This window comes from Neobacillus sp. BP17 (genome assembly GCF_059579525.1).
The window spans coordinates 544,626-557,400 of the sequence record NZ_CM184198.1 but is presented as its reverse complement, the minus strand read 5'-3'; the positions used below and the strand labels follow the sequence as shown (position 1 = coordinate 557,400).

Annotated in this window: 13 protein-coding genes; 3 read left to right on the top strand and 10 right to left on the bottom strand. The window is 39.4% G+C overall.

The annotated features are described in order from the left end of the window. Positions 1-103 precede the first annotated feature (103 nt). Positions 104-1,276, top strand: a complete 1,173-nt coding sequence (gene ilvA, locus AC4QJR_RS02725) for a threonine ammonia-lyase (RefSeq protein ID WP_496526601.1) — start codon at positions 104-106, stop codon at positions 1,274-1,276. Positions 1,277-1,315: 39 nt separating this feature from the next. On the opposite strand, the gene AC4QJR_RS02720 is transcribed toward ilvA, so the two are convergent. Both AC4QJR_RS02720 and AC4QJR_RS02715 read right to left on the bottom strand, forming a co-directional pair. Further along, positions 1,316-2,131 carry a sugar nucleotide-binding protein gene (locus AC4QJR_RS02720; protein ID WP_496525181.1) on the bottom strand — a complete coding sequence of 272 codons (816 nt, stop codon included), beginning with the start codon at positions 2,129-2,131 and terminating at the stop codon, positions 1,316-1,318. A 75-nt stretch (positions 2,132-2,206) separates the two neighbouring features. After that, complete coding sequence (locus tag AC4QJR_RS02715; protein WP_375374260.1) at positions 2,207-2,545, bottom strand: zinc ribbon domain-containing protein YjdM; 339 nt, start codon at positions 2,543-2,545, stop codon at positions 2,207-2,209. Positions 2,546-2,720: 175 nt separating this feature from the next. On the opposite strand from AC4QJR_RS02715, the gene AC4QJR_RS02710 reads away from it, so the two are divergent. Then, positions 2,721-2,891: a YolD-like family protein gene (locus AC4QJR_RS02710; protein WP_496525180.1), complete on the top strand. Its 171-nt coding sequence runs from the start codon at positions 2,721-2,723 to the stop codon at positions 2,889-2,891. Positions 2,892-3,189: 298 nt separating this feature from the next. Further along, positions 3,190-5,403 carry an HYR domain-containing protein gene (locus tag AC4QJR_RS02705; protein WP_496525179.1) on the top strand — a complete coding sequence of 738 codons (2,214 nt, stop codon included), beginning with the start codon at positions 3,190-3,192 and terminating at the stop codon, positions 5,401-5,403. Between the two features lie 486 nt (positions 5,404-5,889). On the opposite strand, the gene AC4QJR_RS02700 is transcribed toward AC4QJR_RS02705, so the two are convergent. The 8 genes from AC4QJR_RS02700 to AC4QJR_RS02665 all read right to left on the bottom strand — a co-directional run bounded on the left by AC4QJR_RS02700 (position 5,890) and on the right by AC4QJR_RS02665 (position 12,658). Then, complete coding sequence (locus tag AC4QJR_RS02700; protein ID WP_496525178.1) at positions 5,890-6,174, bottom strand: hypothetical protein; 285 nt, start codon at positions 6,172-6,174, stop codon at positions 5,890-5,892. A gap of 1,035 nt (positions 6,175-7,209) precedes the next feature. After that, on the bottom strand, positions 7,210-7,758 hold the full coding sequence (gene hxlB / locus AC4QJR_RS02695) for a 6-phospho-3-hexuloisomerase (RefSeq protein ID WP_496525177.1): 549 nt from the start codon (positions 7,756-7,758) through the stop codon (positions 7,210-7,212). Further along, positions 7,752-8,393 carry a 3-hexulose-6-phosphate synthase gene (hxlA, locus tag AC4QJR_RS02690; protein ID WP_496525176.1) on the bottom strand — a complete coding sequence of 214 codons (642 nt, stop codon included), beginning with the start codon at positions 8,391-8,393 and terminating at the stop codon, positions 7,752-7,754. Before hxlA ends, hxlB begins: the two co-directional genes overlap by 7 nt. A gap of 136 nt (positions 8,394-8,529) precedes the next feature. After that, entirely contained in the window at positions 8,530-9,507 is a 978-nt protein-coding gene (locus AC4QJR_RS02685) for a LacI family DNA-binding transcriptional regulator (protein WP_496525175.1), read from the bottom strand. A gap of 33 nt (positions 9,508-9,540) precedes the next feature. Beyond that, complete coding sequence (locus AC4QJR_RS02680; protein ID WP_257148606.1) at positions 9,541-9,666, bottom strand: hypothetical protein; 126 nt, start codon at positions 9,664-9,666, stop codon at positions 9,541-9,543. Beyond that, the gene (locus AC4QJR_RS02675; protein ID WP_496525174.1) at positions 9,659-10,942 is read right to left on the bottom strand and encodes an MFS transporter; all 1,284 of its coding nucleotides are present in this window, start codon (positions 10,940-10,942) and stop codon (positions 9,659-9,661) included. Before AC4QJR_RS02675 ends, AC4QJR_RS02680 begins: the two co-directional genes overlap by 8 nt. Before the next feature lies 1 nt (position 10,943). Next, positions 10,944-11,903 carry a sugar kinase gene (locus AC4QJR_RS02670; RefSeq protein WP_496525173.1) on the bottom strand — a complete coding sequence of 320 codons (960 nt, stop codon included), beginning with the start codon at positions 11,901-11,903 and terminating at the stop codon, positions 10,944-10,946. Next, on the bottom strand, positions 11,891-12,658 hold the full coding sequence (locus AC4QJR_RS02665) for a sugar phosphate isomerase/epimerase family protein (RefSeq protein ID WP_496525172.1): 768 nt from the start codon (positions 12,656-12,658) through the stop codon (positions 11,891-11,893). Before AC4QJR_RS02665 ends, AC4QJR_RS02670 begins: the two co-directional genes overlap by 13 nt. Positions 12,659-12,775: the final 117 nt, after the last annotated feature.

The window sequence follows — 12,775 nt, the reverse complement described above, 5'->3', positions numbered from 1 at the left end:
CATGACATAGTTTATTTGCTCCAGTACATCCTAAAAAGAAGAACTCTGTGACGGAGGAGAAAATACATTGAACATTGATGATATCATCGTAGCGCGTGAGAAAATGAAGGGAATTGTTCATACCACTCCCCTCGATTATTCGAAGACTTTTAGTCAGCTCGCTCATAATGAAATTTTTTTAAAGCTGGAAAATCTCCAAAAAACAGGCTCCTTTAAAGTAAGGGGCTCTTACAATAAGCTAAATTCGCTCTCACAGGAAGAACTTTCAAAAGGTGTTGTCGCAGCATCTGCTGGAAACCATGCGCAAGGAGTAGCGTATTCGAGTCAAATGCTTGGCGTACCGTGCAAAATTGTAATGCCTAAAGGAGCTCCACTTAGTAAAATTCTAGCCACAAAACAATATGGTGCAGAAGTAATTTTAGAGGGTGCCACATTCGATGATGCTCTCTCCTATGCATTAAAACTTAAAGAGCAACTCGATGCCACCTTTATTCATGCTTTTGACGATGAGGCAATCATGACAGGGCAAGGTACGGTCGGGTTAGAAATCTTTGACCAGCTTCCTGATGTGGAGGCGGTTGTTTGTCCAATTGGCGGCGGCGGGTTGATTGCTGGTGTGGCCATGGCAATTAAGGAAAAAAATCCCGATATATCGGTTTACGGTATTCAAGCACTAGCTTGCCCAAGTATGAAGCAGTCCTTGTTTGAAAGTAAACCTGTGATGGTTGACTCCACTCCTACAATGGCGGATGGAATTGCCGTTAAAAAACCTGGGTTGAAGCCCTTTGAAATTGTTCAAAAATACGTGGATGATGTTTTTTGCGTCGATGAAATGGAAATTGCCAGGACCATGCTCATGTTGATGGAAAGAAATAAACTATTAGTGGAAGGATCAGGTGCCGTATCACTTGCTTCCCTACTTTATGAAAAGTTGAATATTAGGGATAAAAAAGTGGTGGCTGTTTTAAGCGGCGGCAACGTGGATATGAATTTTATTTCAAGAATTATAGAACGCGGTTTGGTTGAATCTGGAAGGTATGCGATTTTTACCATTACCTTAAAAGACAAACCAGGTGAACTGCAACGAGTCTTAAGCTCGATTACAGATTTGGATGCGAACGTTCAATCTGTTAATCTCCATCGAATTGGCAAAGATATTTATCCCGGCTATGCCCAAATTGAGATTTCAGTCGAGACAAAAAACCACGATCATATTGACCAGCTGCATAAAGTTCTTATCGAGAAAAACTATCGCGTGGAAATGGGTCATTGTTAGAGTTATTTAGAGCTTGGGCGTCCAAGCTCTTTAACATATTTATACTAGGTGCCCAATAATCTCCTCGTTTGTACATTGTAGAAAATCTGGGAGATCCTCACGATTGGAAGTAAGTTGAAAATAATATGTAACATCTTTGTCCTGATAAGATTGATAGCGTAATATGTTCTTTTCACAAGCAAGTTTACTTATGACCTGTTCATAAAATTGCCCCTGCGTCATACAATCCTTCGTGCCTAAATGAATGACCCCCTTTAGTTGATTTTCAATGATGAAGCGTAGTTGCTTTGCTAATTGAACATCCAAAAGATTGTTACACACCAAATTGTTATAGACATCGATTGTTTTATTATCTTTTATGCTTTCTTTTATTAAATGCAATCTAGGGGAATTCTTCCCCCAGATTGCAGGGATTCGGCTAACAATCACTCGCTCAGCCAAAATTTCTTTAAGTATATTTTCACATGCGATTTTGAACTTCCCATAATCTGATTCAGCATTAGGTATATCTGTTTCTGTGTGGGGCTTTGAAAAGTCGCCATCAAATACATTTGTGGTAGAAAAGTAATACACCTGGCTACTAGTATTTTGTAATGTCAGCGCCAATTCTTTATGAAACTTGAGCTGTTGGTCAAAATCTCCTCTTAGGCAAGAAATCACAATGTCAGGTTTAATGGATTGGATAATTTCCTTCAACTTGTCGATTTGATGAACTTCTAATTGAAACTGCTTCTCCTCAGGAAGACTCGTAACCGATGTGGAATAGGTTCCGTATAGATCAAATCCATCTTTTAATTCATCGAGTATCGCTCTTCCTACAAGTCCGCTTGCACCAAGAATAAGTACTTTTCCCATCACAATTCCCCACCCCTGCAACATTAGAATTTTTTTCTATGTAAAAAGCTAGGCATGCTACCTAGCTCTTTGATTCTACAACTTCTTTACAAATTCAGATTTTAAACTCATTGCTCCAAAACCATCAATTTTGCAATCAATATTGTGGTCTCCATCCACCAAACGGATGTTTTTAACCTTCGTACCTGCTTTTAAGACTGATGAGCTTCCTTTAACTTTCAGGTCTTTAATAACGGTGATCGAGTCCCCATCATTTAAGACATTTCCATTGGAATCCTTCACTACTTTTAGATCTTCTTGTTCTGCTTCTGATTCTAAATTCCATTCATGAGCGCATTCAGGACAAACAAAAAGACTTCCATCCTCGTACGTATATTCAGAATTACATTTTGGGCAGTTCGGTAAATTAGACATTTGTACAATACCTCCATTCATCCCTGTTATTCTAATACATCCGATGGGTTCTAGTCTATATCTGTTTAAGAGTGCAAAATATATTCAAAAATGGCCACACCCTCCACTTGCTTAAAACCTTCCTTAATGTATAAAGCTTGTGCCCGCTGACAGTGGCCTTATTAAATGGGTTTCAATGATGTTACCGGAACATGTAAAATTACTAAGGGAATACAATGAAAATTTAGATCAAGCTGAAAAACCGGTTTTGGATGAACAAAAATATGAAGAATTGAATGAAGTTATCCCTGGGGCTATGGAAGAGAACATAAAAAACACGCTACTTTCCAAATTTAGAACTTGTTGAAAAACTTCTTTTAGGAATAAACCAGATTGTAAGAAAGGGAATCCATTTAATTGGTTTCCCTCTTTCATTTTAAAAGAAGTTGATTGAAATGAATATGCGTTATATTTGTCCAAGCATATTAAATTTTTTTTCATATTTTAAAGGACAACTAGCGTAAAGGGGAAAAAAATGTAAGGAACAGAACAAGTGGCATTTTCATGCAAATACGATTGCCCCGGTAAGGGTTTAATCGGTAACAACATTTCTGGCACCAACAGACAAATGTCTTTATGACTAAATAGAGGTGATATTTTACAAGATGTTAGAAGAAAATTTAAAAAAGTTAAGTTTACCAATTCAACCGGAAGATGAAGCAAATCCAGCCATAATTGTTGAGCAAGCAATCAATTCTACAGATATACAATTATCAACAAATCCAAGACCTGATAACGAACCTACTGTGGCAGCCAACCCGAATAACCCCATGTCCATCGTAGCAGCTTCACACGCATACGGGTTGCCTAATGGATTTGCCCAATTTGGTGTATATCGTTCAACTAATGGAGGAAACACATTCACTTCGTCTTTACTTCCAGTACCGGCAGGATTTGACTTTACTTCAGATCCTGTAATAGACGCCGATTTACACAATCGATATTTATTAGCTGGTATAGCTGTTAAACAGGTAAACCCAGAAGAGGCGTCCATCATTGTGTATCGATCTGTGGACGATGGCCAAACTTTTTCGAATGCCATTATTGTTTCTGACTTAGTTGGGAATGGCATCTTTGATGACAAGGAATTTCTTGCTTTCGACAATACCCCGACAAGCCCATTTGAGGGGAATGCCTATATTAGCTATACCAGGTTTACCAATAATGAAAATAATTCACAGATATTGCTTCAAAGATCCACAGACGGAGGACTAACATGGTCAAACCCAGCAGTTCCTATTACACCGGTACTAGCAGGGCTTCCTTTTGTGCAGGGGTCAAATGTTCAGGTAGGTCCGAATGGAGAAGTGTATGTTGCTTGGGTTGAGGGGGATTTCAATAATGCTTTATTCCGAATTCGCCGGTCAGTTGATGGAGGTGTGACATTTGGGCCTACTGTTACTGTCAGTCCGATAGTTCGAGTTCCATTTTTTCTAACACCAAAAGTCCCGCAATGGGCCTTCCGTATTCCTACCTTTGCATTTCTTGCGGTAGATACTTCAGGATGTTTTGGTTCTGCAAATTTTGCAAGAGTATATGCTGTATGGCAGGATTTTCGTACTTCGAATGCTCATATCCTTATGTCTTTTTCCGATGATGGCGGAGTGACTTGGTCGAATCCTAGTCGTGTTGACGACAGTCCGGAGAATACCCAAAATTTTTTCCCATTTGTTACGGTTTCCGCGTGTAGTGGCACCTGCAGCGTGATTTACTATACAAACCGGGTATCAAGTCCGCTTTTGGATGTTTTTGCTGCAGTATCAAATGATGGAGGAACCACCTTTACAAATTCGCGAATAACAGACGTTTCATCCAATCCTAATGGTACTTTTGGTAATCCTGCCACTTTTATTGGTGACTATATCTTTGCAGCCATGATTCCACCGAGTTTGCCGACACCTGAAAAGCTAGTCTCTGTTTGGACCGACTTTCGAACTGGAAATCAGGATATATTTGCGAACATCAGTGATCTCACCCGCACTTCTCCTACCATTATCTGTACTGGAGATATTACAGTTGGCAATACTCCGGGACAATGTGGGGCTGTCGTTAACTATCCTCCCCCCCAAGTAGTGGACAGCTGTCCGGGTGCTATTGTTTCATGCTCACCACCATCTGGTTCTTTCTTTCCGGTAGGAGCTACAACGGTCACTTGCACGGCTACAGACCCGTGTGGAGGGGGATCGGCAATATGCTCGTTTACTGTAACTGTAAACGATATAGAACCACCGACAATCAGCTGTCCTACTAACATTACCGCTGCAAATGATCCAGGGCAATGCGGGGCTGTCGTGAATTATCCGCCACTCACTGTCAGTGACAACTGTCCCGGCGTTACGTCTTCTTGTTTACCAGCATCTGGTTCCTTTTTCCCTGTTGGAAGTACAACCGTTACATGCACTGCGACCGATGCTGCCGGAAATACTAGTACGTGTTCGTTTACTGTAACAGTAAACGATACTGAGGCACCAGTGATTCATTGTCCCGCCGATATCATAGTTGGTAATGATCCAGGTACAGATGGGGCAATCGTTCACTTTACTCCTACCGTAAGTGATAACTGTCCAAATCCTACATTTTTCTGTACCCCTTCATCCGGTTCCTTTTTTCCACTTGGGACAACACCCGTCACGTGTACTGCAACAGATGCTTCTGGAAATACTAGCACTTGTTCGTTCAAAGTCACAGTCATCACCGGACATCACGGAAGCAGCGGCAGTCATGGTAGCAGTGGCAGTCACGGAAGCAGTGGAAAGCCTAAACGTCCTGGAAAGGGAAAAAAAGGGAAAGGGAAACCTGGGAAGGGCGGTCGTTTTTAAAGACCATTCTTCTTAAGTAAAATCTGCTCCTTGCAGCAACAAGGAATTGAAACCAGGATTTTTTGGATTAAATCCATTACCTGTAGAAATCGAACCTTTTAAACTAAAAAAATAAATGACTCTATTCGGAGTTTTTTTGCTCAGTAGTATAATTTTTTATCAGATTGTCCAATCCCTTTCAAAATCAGCATAGTATGAAATAACATTAAAACTAAGAAGTGACCTTTATGATCCTGTTTTCATTGTGACAGATCAATTAGATGTTTTCGAGAAAATCATCTCCAATATTTCGGAAAAATAAAGCTGCCTATAAAAATGGGCAACTGTACTGACTGTCTTTTACGATAGTCACCGATCGTAACCTCAATATCTTCTGAAGCTCTTGCTCCTGTTTCAAATAATAATCGTGCTATAAGCTGGTCTCTTAACTTCCAATTGATTTTTTTCCACCATTCATAACCTGAGCTGGTAAGGAAATATCATCAATTATTTCAGGGACCCAATTATGCCTGCAATTTTGTAATAAGAATCAGTCGTTTTCCTGTACTTTCTAGGTTCTTCAGTACCTGCAATATCTGGCATCCTAGTACGTTTATTGAGTTGTAATTCAACTGATGATTCTAACTCTGTGTTTAACCTAATACTTGGGTCAATAAGTGGGTTCGGGAAACCATACATTTCTTTTAATATCATAGAATTATAAAACGATTTTAGTGCCGATAAAAAATGCCGTACTGTACTAGGGCTTTTATGAGTTAACTGAACCAACATTGAAACCACCTCCTTATTGGAATTTCTGTAACGAACAATCATATCGACCTAAACTGGAAACAGTTATGAAGATAAAAAAAGCTCTAAAACAACTTGGTAAAAATGTCCTCGATGATTATTTTGGAATGTGAGGCTTTTTGTAAATGAAATACTTGAGGCGAAATTAACAATTGGTAGAATTAAGGTCAAATGATTGACTTTGGGGGGAAATTGATTGCAGATGACTGATCCGAAAAGGAATATTCAATAAAAAGGTTCCTCACAATTGTGAAATATATATCGAAGAAAATGAAGTAAGGGTAAAGGAGATAACCGTTACCATACAAAATAACCTAATTTAGTTTTTTATGATAAAAATGGTGACTAGATTTTGGTGTTTACAACACCTGCGACCAATTTCAGGATTGGTTACTTTTTTTTGCATATAAAAAGCGCCTGACAGTAGCCACGACTACTCCTGTTACCTGGGCTTGATAATCATTTACCTAAGAAACTAACCCGTAACAAAAAAAATACATTTTTCGATTAGATTTTCCTAAATAGCTCGTTAATCAAACGTATGATTAGTTTCCCTGCGAATTCATTTAAATTTCTTCTATGGCATGTTGCCAACTTGGGTAGTAATACAGCACTCCGCATTAAATCAGGATAAAGTTGTTTTACCTCTTTTTTACGTAGAGAATTACCTTGGTTGTGTAACTTCTGGATCTGAGTAATGACTTCCATTGATGTGAATGGAACATCCATTTTTCATTTCTCCCTTTCCAAGTTATCTTTACTATTTTTCCCTTTGGCCAACAAAAGAATCATCTACCTCATTCCGATGTTTCTTACAATACTCAATAAAGCCAATCACCTTATCTGGTTTCAAAATCTCTACCCTCATTTAGACATAACCCCCGATTAAAAATACATTTTCAACTTATATATTCTTGAAAACCGCCTCGATTCCTTGTTTTCACTCTCTTACAAAAAAAGAGTGCCTGACACCAATTCGGTGAATACCGAATTGGTGTCAGGCACCATACATTTTTCCTATTCTAAATTGCTATGTCGGCCAAAAGCTAGTGTGTGGTCTACTTCATTGAGTTTGCTGTAAAGCAAACATAGGGTATCAAATAAAATGTGTGCACATTGGTCGAATAATGAACCTAGCGGCTGGATTGTTTTCAATTCGTTCTCACGTCGATACTTTGTTGCTGCTGGTACATGGAGAATTTCCGATGCCGCGGCTGCTAATGGGGACTCAGGATTGGTCGTCACAGCCATTACCGGACAGCCAAGTGAGTTCGTTTTTTCAGCAGTCCAAACCACATTTTTCGTTGTACCCGAACCTGAAATGGCCACTAAAAGGTCACCTTCTGCAATCGATGGTGTAATCGTTTCCCCTACAACATACACTGTTGCTCCCAGGTGCATTAAGCGCATCGCAAATGATTTTGCCATTAATCCGGAACGACCTTCACCGATGACAAAAATCCGTTTTGCCTTTTGCAATTGAACCGCTAACTCCTGAAGCTGAGCCTCTTCCACTTGGCTAAGAACCGTTTCTACTTCTTTTAAAATAGTAGGAATTACTAACATGTCGTTTTTTCCTCCGTTTGTGAAATAACTTGTTTAAATTGTGCCGCTGCCACGGATGGGTTTTCCGCTTTTGTAATCGCTGAACCGATAATGACCACCGCTGGATGTATTGATTTGATGAGATCCTCTATCGAATCCAGCTTAATCCCGCCTGCTGCTGCCACCTGAAACCCTGAGAAATCACTAGGCTTAGTTCCTTGATTTTGACTGCCTAATTCCTCTTGTTGATCCTTACTCACATGCTCGCAAAAAATGGCATCATTGTATTTCCGTAATGCTTGTTTTTGTTCATCCGATGTATTTAATAAATCAATCATGACTTTTTTTTGATAACGATTGGCCACTTCCATACATGTATCAATGGTCACTAGCGGAGAAACTCCCATGACTGTTGCCACATCTGCTCCCGCTTCAAAACAAAGTTCAAATTCATAACGGGCATTATCAATCGTTTTAATATCTGCAACAATTTGTTTATTTGGAAAGGCTTGTTTTATCTCTTTAATACTCTTTACGCCGAATTCCTTAATGAGCGAAGTCCCAACCTCAATCCAATCAATGGAATCCTCCACTTTTTTCGTTAATTCGATTGCTTCAGCTATATCCATTCGATCCAAAGCCAGTTGTATATTCATAATCAAACTCCTTTATATGGGTTTGTTGATAAACCGATTTACTAAATCGGTTTATGAAAAGATTATACTTCATTTGTAAGCGTTTTTCAATATGTGCCTGAACCTTTGTCATGGTGTCAGGCACCACTAAATCTTTTTACATCATTCTACTTTGAAAGACAAACACTTCGGGGTGTATGTTGCTTTTGTTAATCTGTTCAAATAATAGTTCAGCGGCCTTTTTTCCCATTTCCTTTGCTGGCTGTACGATGAAGGAAATCGGCGCCTCTAGCAAATGTGCAAATGGAATATTATCAAATACGACCAATTCAAGTTCTTTTCCAAGCTTAATACCCTTTTCCTTTAGAAATTCTAAGACCGCCAGTAAGACTCGATCATTTGCTGCAAAGATGGCCGTTGGCTTAACATCTAAAGAAAAAAGTTGTTCAATTTTGCTTTTCAATTCAGGGATACTCGCTTTAATAATGTAATCGGGATTTACCTCCATACCGGCATCGGCGACAGCCTTTGTATATCCTGCCAACCGATCGATACGGGTACTAACTGTCAGCGGCTGGACCACAAATGCAATATTCTGGTGACCCTTCTCAATCAAATGCTGCACAGCCTTATACGTAGAATCCGTATTATCGGTAATGATGGAAAACACATCAAGATTCTCTACTTTTCTATCAACAAAAACAACGGGATAGCCCTGTTTGACCATCCGTTTGTATAAATCATTATTTTTCCCTGTCGGAAAAATGATCAAACCATCTACCTGCTTAGCCCGTAACATTTCAATATATTTCTTTTCCTTTTCAGGATCATCATCGGCATTACAGACGATGGCGTGCAAATCATGTTTATGACAAAAATCCTCAATAGCACGGCTGATTTCCGTTGAAAAATAATGCGTAATATTAGCGACAATGATTCCCACCATCGAGGTTCGTTTTTGTTTCAAGCTTCTAGCAATAAAATTCGGCTGATAGCCAAGTTCTTCAATTGCTTCTTTAATTTTTAGTTTCGTTTTTTCCCCCATATATTCAAACCGATTATTTAAGTATTGAGAAACGGTACTTTTTGATACACCGGCTGCTTTTGCGACGTCGGCCATTGTTACTTTTTCCATGCCTATCTTCCTCTTTCCTCTTGGTCACTGACTTCATTTTAGCGGCAAATCTACTAACTTTCCAGTTATGACGAACGGATTGTTCTTAAAGATGAGAACCTCTATAAATAAGAAACAGCCTTGGAAAGATTCCAAAGCTGCTTCCACTTTTTTAAGCACTCATTTTAACACCTTTTGGCTTGCTTTTATCCTTTTTTGCCGATTTTACCGCTAAGATGGTTAAAATTGCAGAAAGGAATAGAGAACCTGCCATAAAGATATATGAAGTACCGAATCCACCAGTAGCATCATTTAAATATCCTACGATATAAGCACCAACAAATGAGCCTAACGCACCCATACTGTTAATAAGGGCCATCGCACCGCCAGCAACATTACGCGGAAGGATTTCAGGAATGATGGCAAAGAATGGACCGTATGGAGCATACATGGCACCGCCAGCAATCACGAGTAAGACAAATGAAATCCAGAAATGTTCTGTTCCAATCGCATAAGAAGCATAGAAAGCGATTGCACCAATCAATAGGAATGGCCAAACAAATGCGTTTCGATTCAATGTTTTATCAGAGAAATAAGAAGCCACAAACATAAGGATAATAGCTAAAATATAAGGAACTGAAGATAACCAGCCTGTTTCTACAATATCCATATTTGGTGCGGCTTTAATAATCGATGGAAGCCACATAACAAAACCATATACCCCGATGCTCCATAAGAAGTATTGTGCACTTAACAAAATAACTGGTTTTGATTTAAAGGCTTCGCTGTAATTTTTTACAGGCTTAATTCCTTCTTGCTCTTTTGCTAATTGTTGTTCAAAATCATGCTTTTCTTGTTCAGTTAACCATTTCGCATCTCTCGGTTTGTCATTGACAACTCTCCACCAAATAAATGCCCAAATCACAGCCGGAAGACCCTCAGCGATGAACATCCATCTCCAGCCCACAGAGTTAACTAAATAACCAGAAACAATTGACATCCATAATACCGTTGCAGGATTTCCTAAAATAAGGAATGTATTTGCACGAGAACGTTCTGCTTTCGTAAACCAGTTACTTAAGAGTACCAGCATGGACGGCATAACCGCACTTTCCACAACTCCAAGTAAAAAACGAATCACAAATAACAATTTAATATTCGAGATCATACCTGTAAAGGAAGCTAATAAACCCCATGCAATCAATGACCAGAAAATGAGAACCTTCGCACTCTTTTTCTCGGCAAATGCCGCACCAGGTACTTGGAAAAAGAAATACCCTAAGAAGAATAGAGAACCAAGTAAAGAAGAAGTACCAGCAGTAATGTGAAGATCCTCCGCTAATCCTGAAGCCGCACCGAATCCATAGTTGGCACGGTCAAGATAAGCTAAACTGTACGTGATAAAGGCAATTGGAATAAGACGTAACCATCGTTGTTTTGCAATCGTTTGTTTCATGTTATTTCACTCCCTCTAATTGATTTTCTATATATTTTTCTAACACTGCTTTGGTTGGATAGCCATCATTATCACCAGGTGATTGAACCGCTAACGCACCAATCGCATTGCCTCTTAAAACCGCATCCTGAACGTTTAAACCTTCGAGTAATCCACTGATCACCCCAACCGCAAAACCATCGCCGGCCCCAACGGTATCAACCACTTTTTCCACATTAAAGCCGCGAACGGTGCCTTCTTCTGTAGCTGTTTTATAAAAAGCTCCCTCAGCCCCAAGCTTAATGACTACCAGCTCTACGCCCTTTTCTAAATAGAAGGAAGCGATTTCACGGGGTTCCTTAAAGCCTGTTAAGATTTCACCTTCAGTAATACCAGGTAACACATAATCTGCTTGGAACGCCACCTCATTGATTTCCCTTACCATTTCTTCTTGTGATGCCCAGAGTGTTGGTCTTAAATTCGGGTCAAAGGAAACCTTTTTACCGTTCTTTTTCATAAAGGTTAGAGCGTGTTTTGCAAAGGCTCTTGTACTTTCCGAGAGGGCTAATGGAATCCCCGTCATATGCATGTGCTTTGCATGCTGAAAGTACTCTTCATTGAAATCATTGCAGTTTAAATGGCTTGCCGCAGATCCTTTGCGAAAATATTGAACCTCTGGGTCGCCCTCTAAAACCATCGATTTCAACTGGAACCCAGTCGGATAGTGTGGGTCAATCAAAACATGCCCAGTGTCAACGTTTTCATTTTTGATCCGTTCGATGACAAACTTTCCAAACGCATCGTTTCCGACTTTACTCGCCCAACCTGAGCGCAAGCCCAATCTAGCAAGTCCAATGGCCACATTTGTTTCTGCTCCAGCAAGTTCACGGGTAAATTGGCTGACTTCGTGTAAGGAACCTGGATGATTGGCCATAAACATTGCCATTGCTTCACCAAAAGTAATTGTATCTAAATGTTGCATGATATAACCTCACTTTCCATAATCATCTGAACAAACTCTCGTGTTCTCTCCTTCGGTTCAATGGGAAACTCAAGCGCCTTCACCATTTCAGCGGGAAAATGATTCATGACCTTCTCCCAACTGTGACTTTCATCTTTTTGCAGCGGCACCGTGATAAACTCTCCATTATCATCTTCTACCTGTTTTAAATGCAAATACATGACATATGGTGCAAGCTTGCTGACGGCTTCGTCTACTTCTTGACCAGAATAATACCAGTTTCCGGCATCAAAAGTCATTTTAACTGGTGTACTCTGTTCGGAGGCGCTTTCAAAAAAGGATGATAAATGATGGATATTCCCTCCATGAAGCGTTTGATCATTTTCAACCAACAATTGAACTTCCTGATGCTGATCCAAAAAGGTATTCAGTTCGATAAGATCAGATTGGCCTTTTTGAAAATAGCCAAGTGACACTTTAATCCATTTAGCACCGAGATCTTTTCCTTCTTCAAAAATCTCAATTAATTCCTTCTTGTTCAATTGGTGGTCCACTTTCCATAACTCAATCGGAGCCGAATATACTGTGAATAATTGATATTGTTCAATTTCTTGTTTAATTTGATGTAGTGGTGGATCTTCGACCGACAATAATTCGCGTCGAATCTCAATTCCAAAAGCACCTGAATCTGCAATGAGACTAATAAATGAAGTTTGCCCTTTCTTCAAGACTTCAAATCTATCAAATGCGTTTATCGGGACAATTACATTATTCATAACAAAATCCCCTTTTAAATAAATACTTGTGATTATAGGATAAACCGTTTTAGTAAATCGGTTTAGTAAATCGATTTATACATATTATAAACCTATTGAAAGCGCTTTTGCAATAAA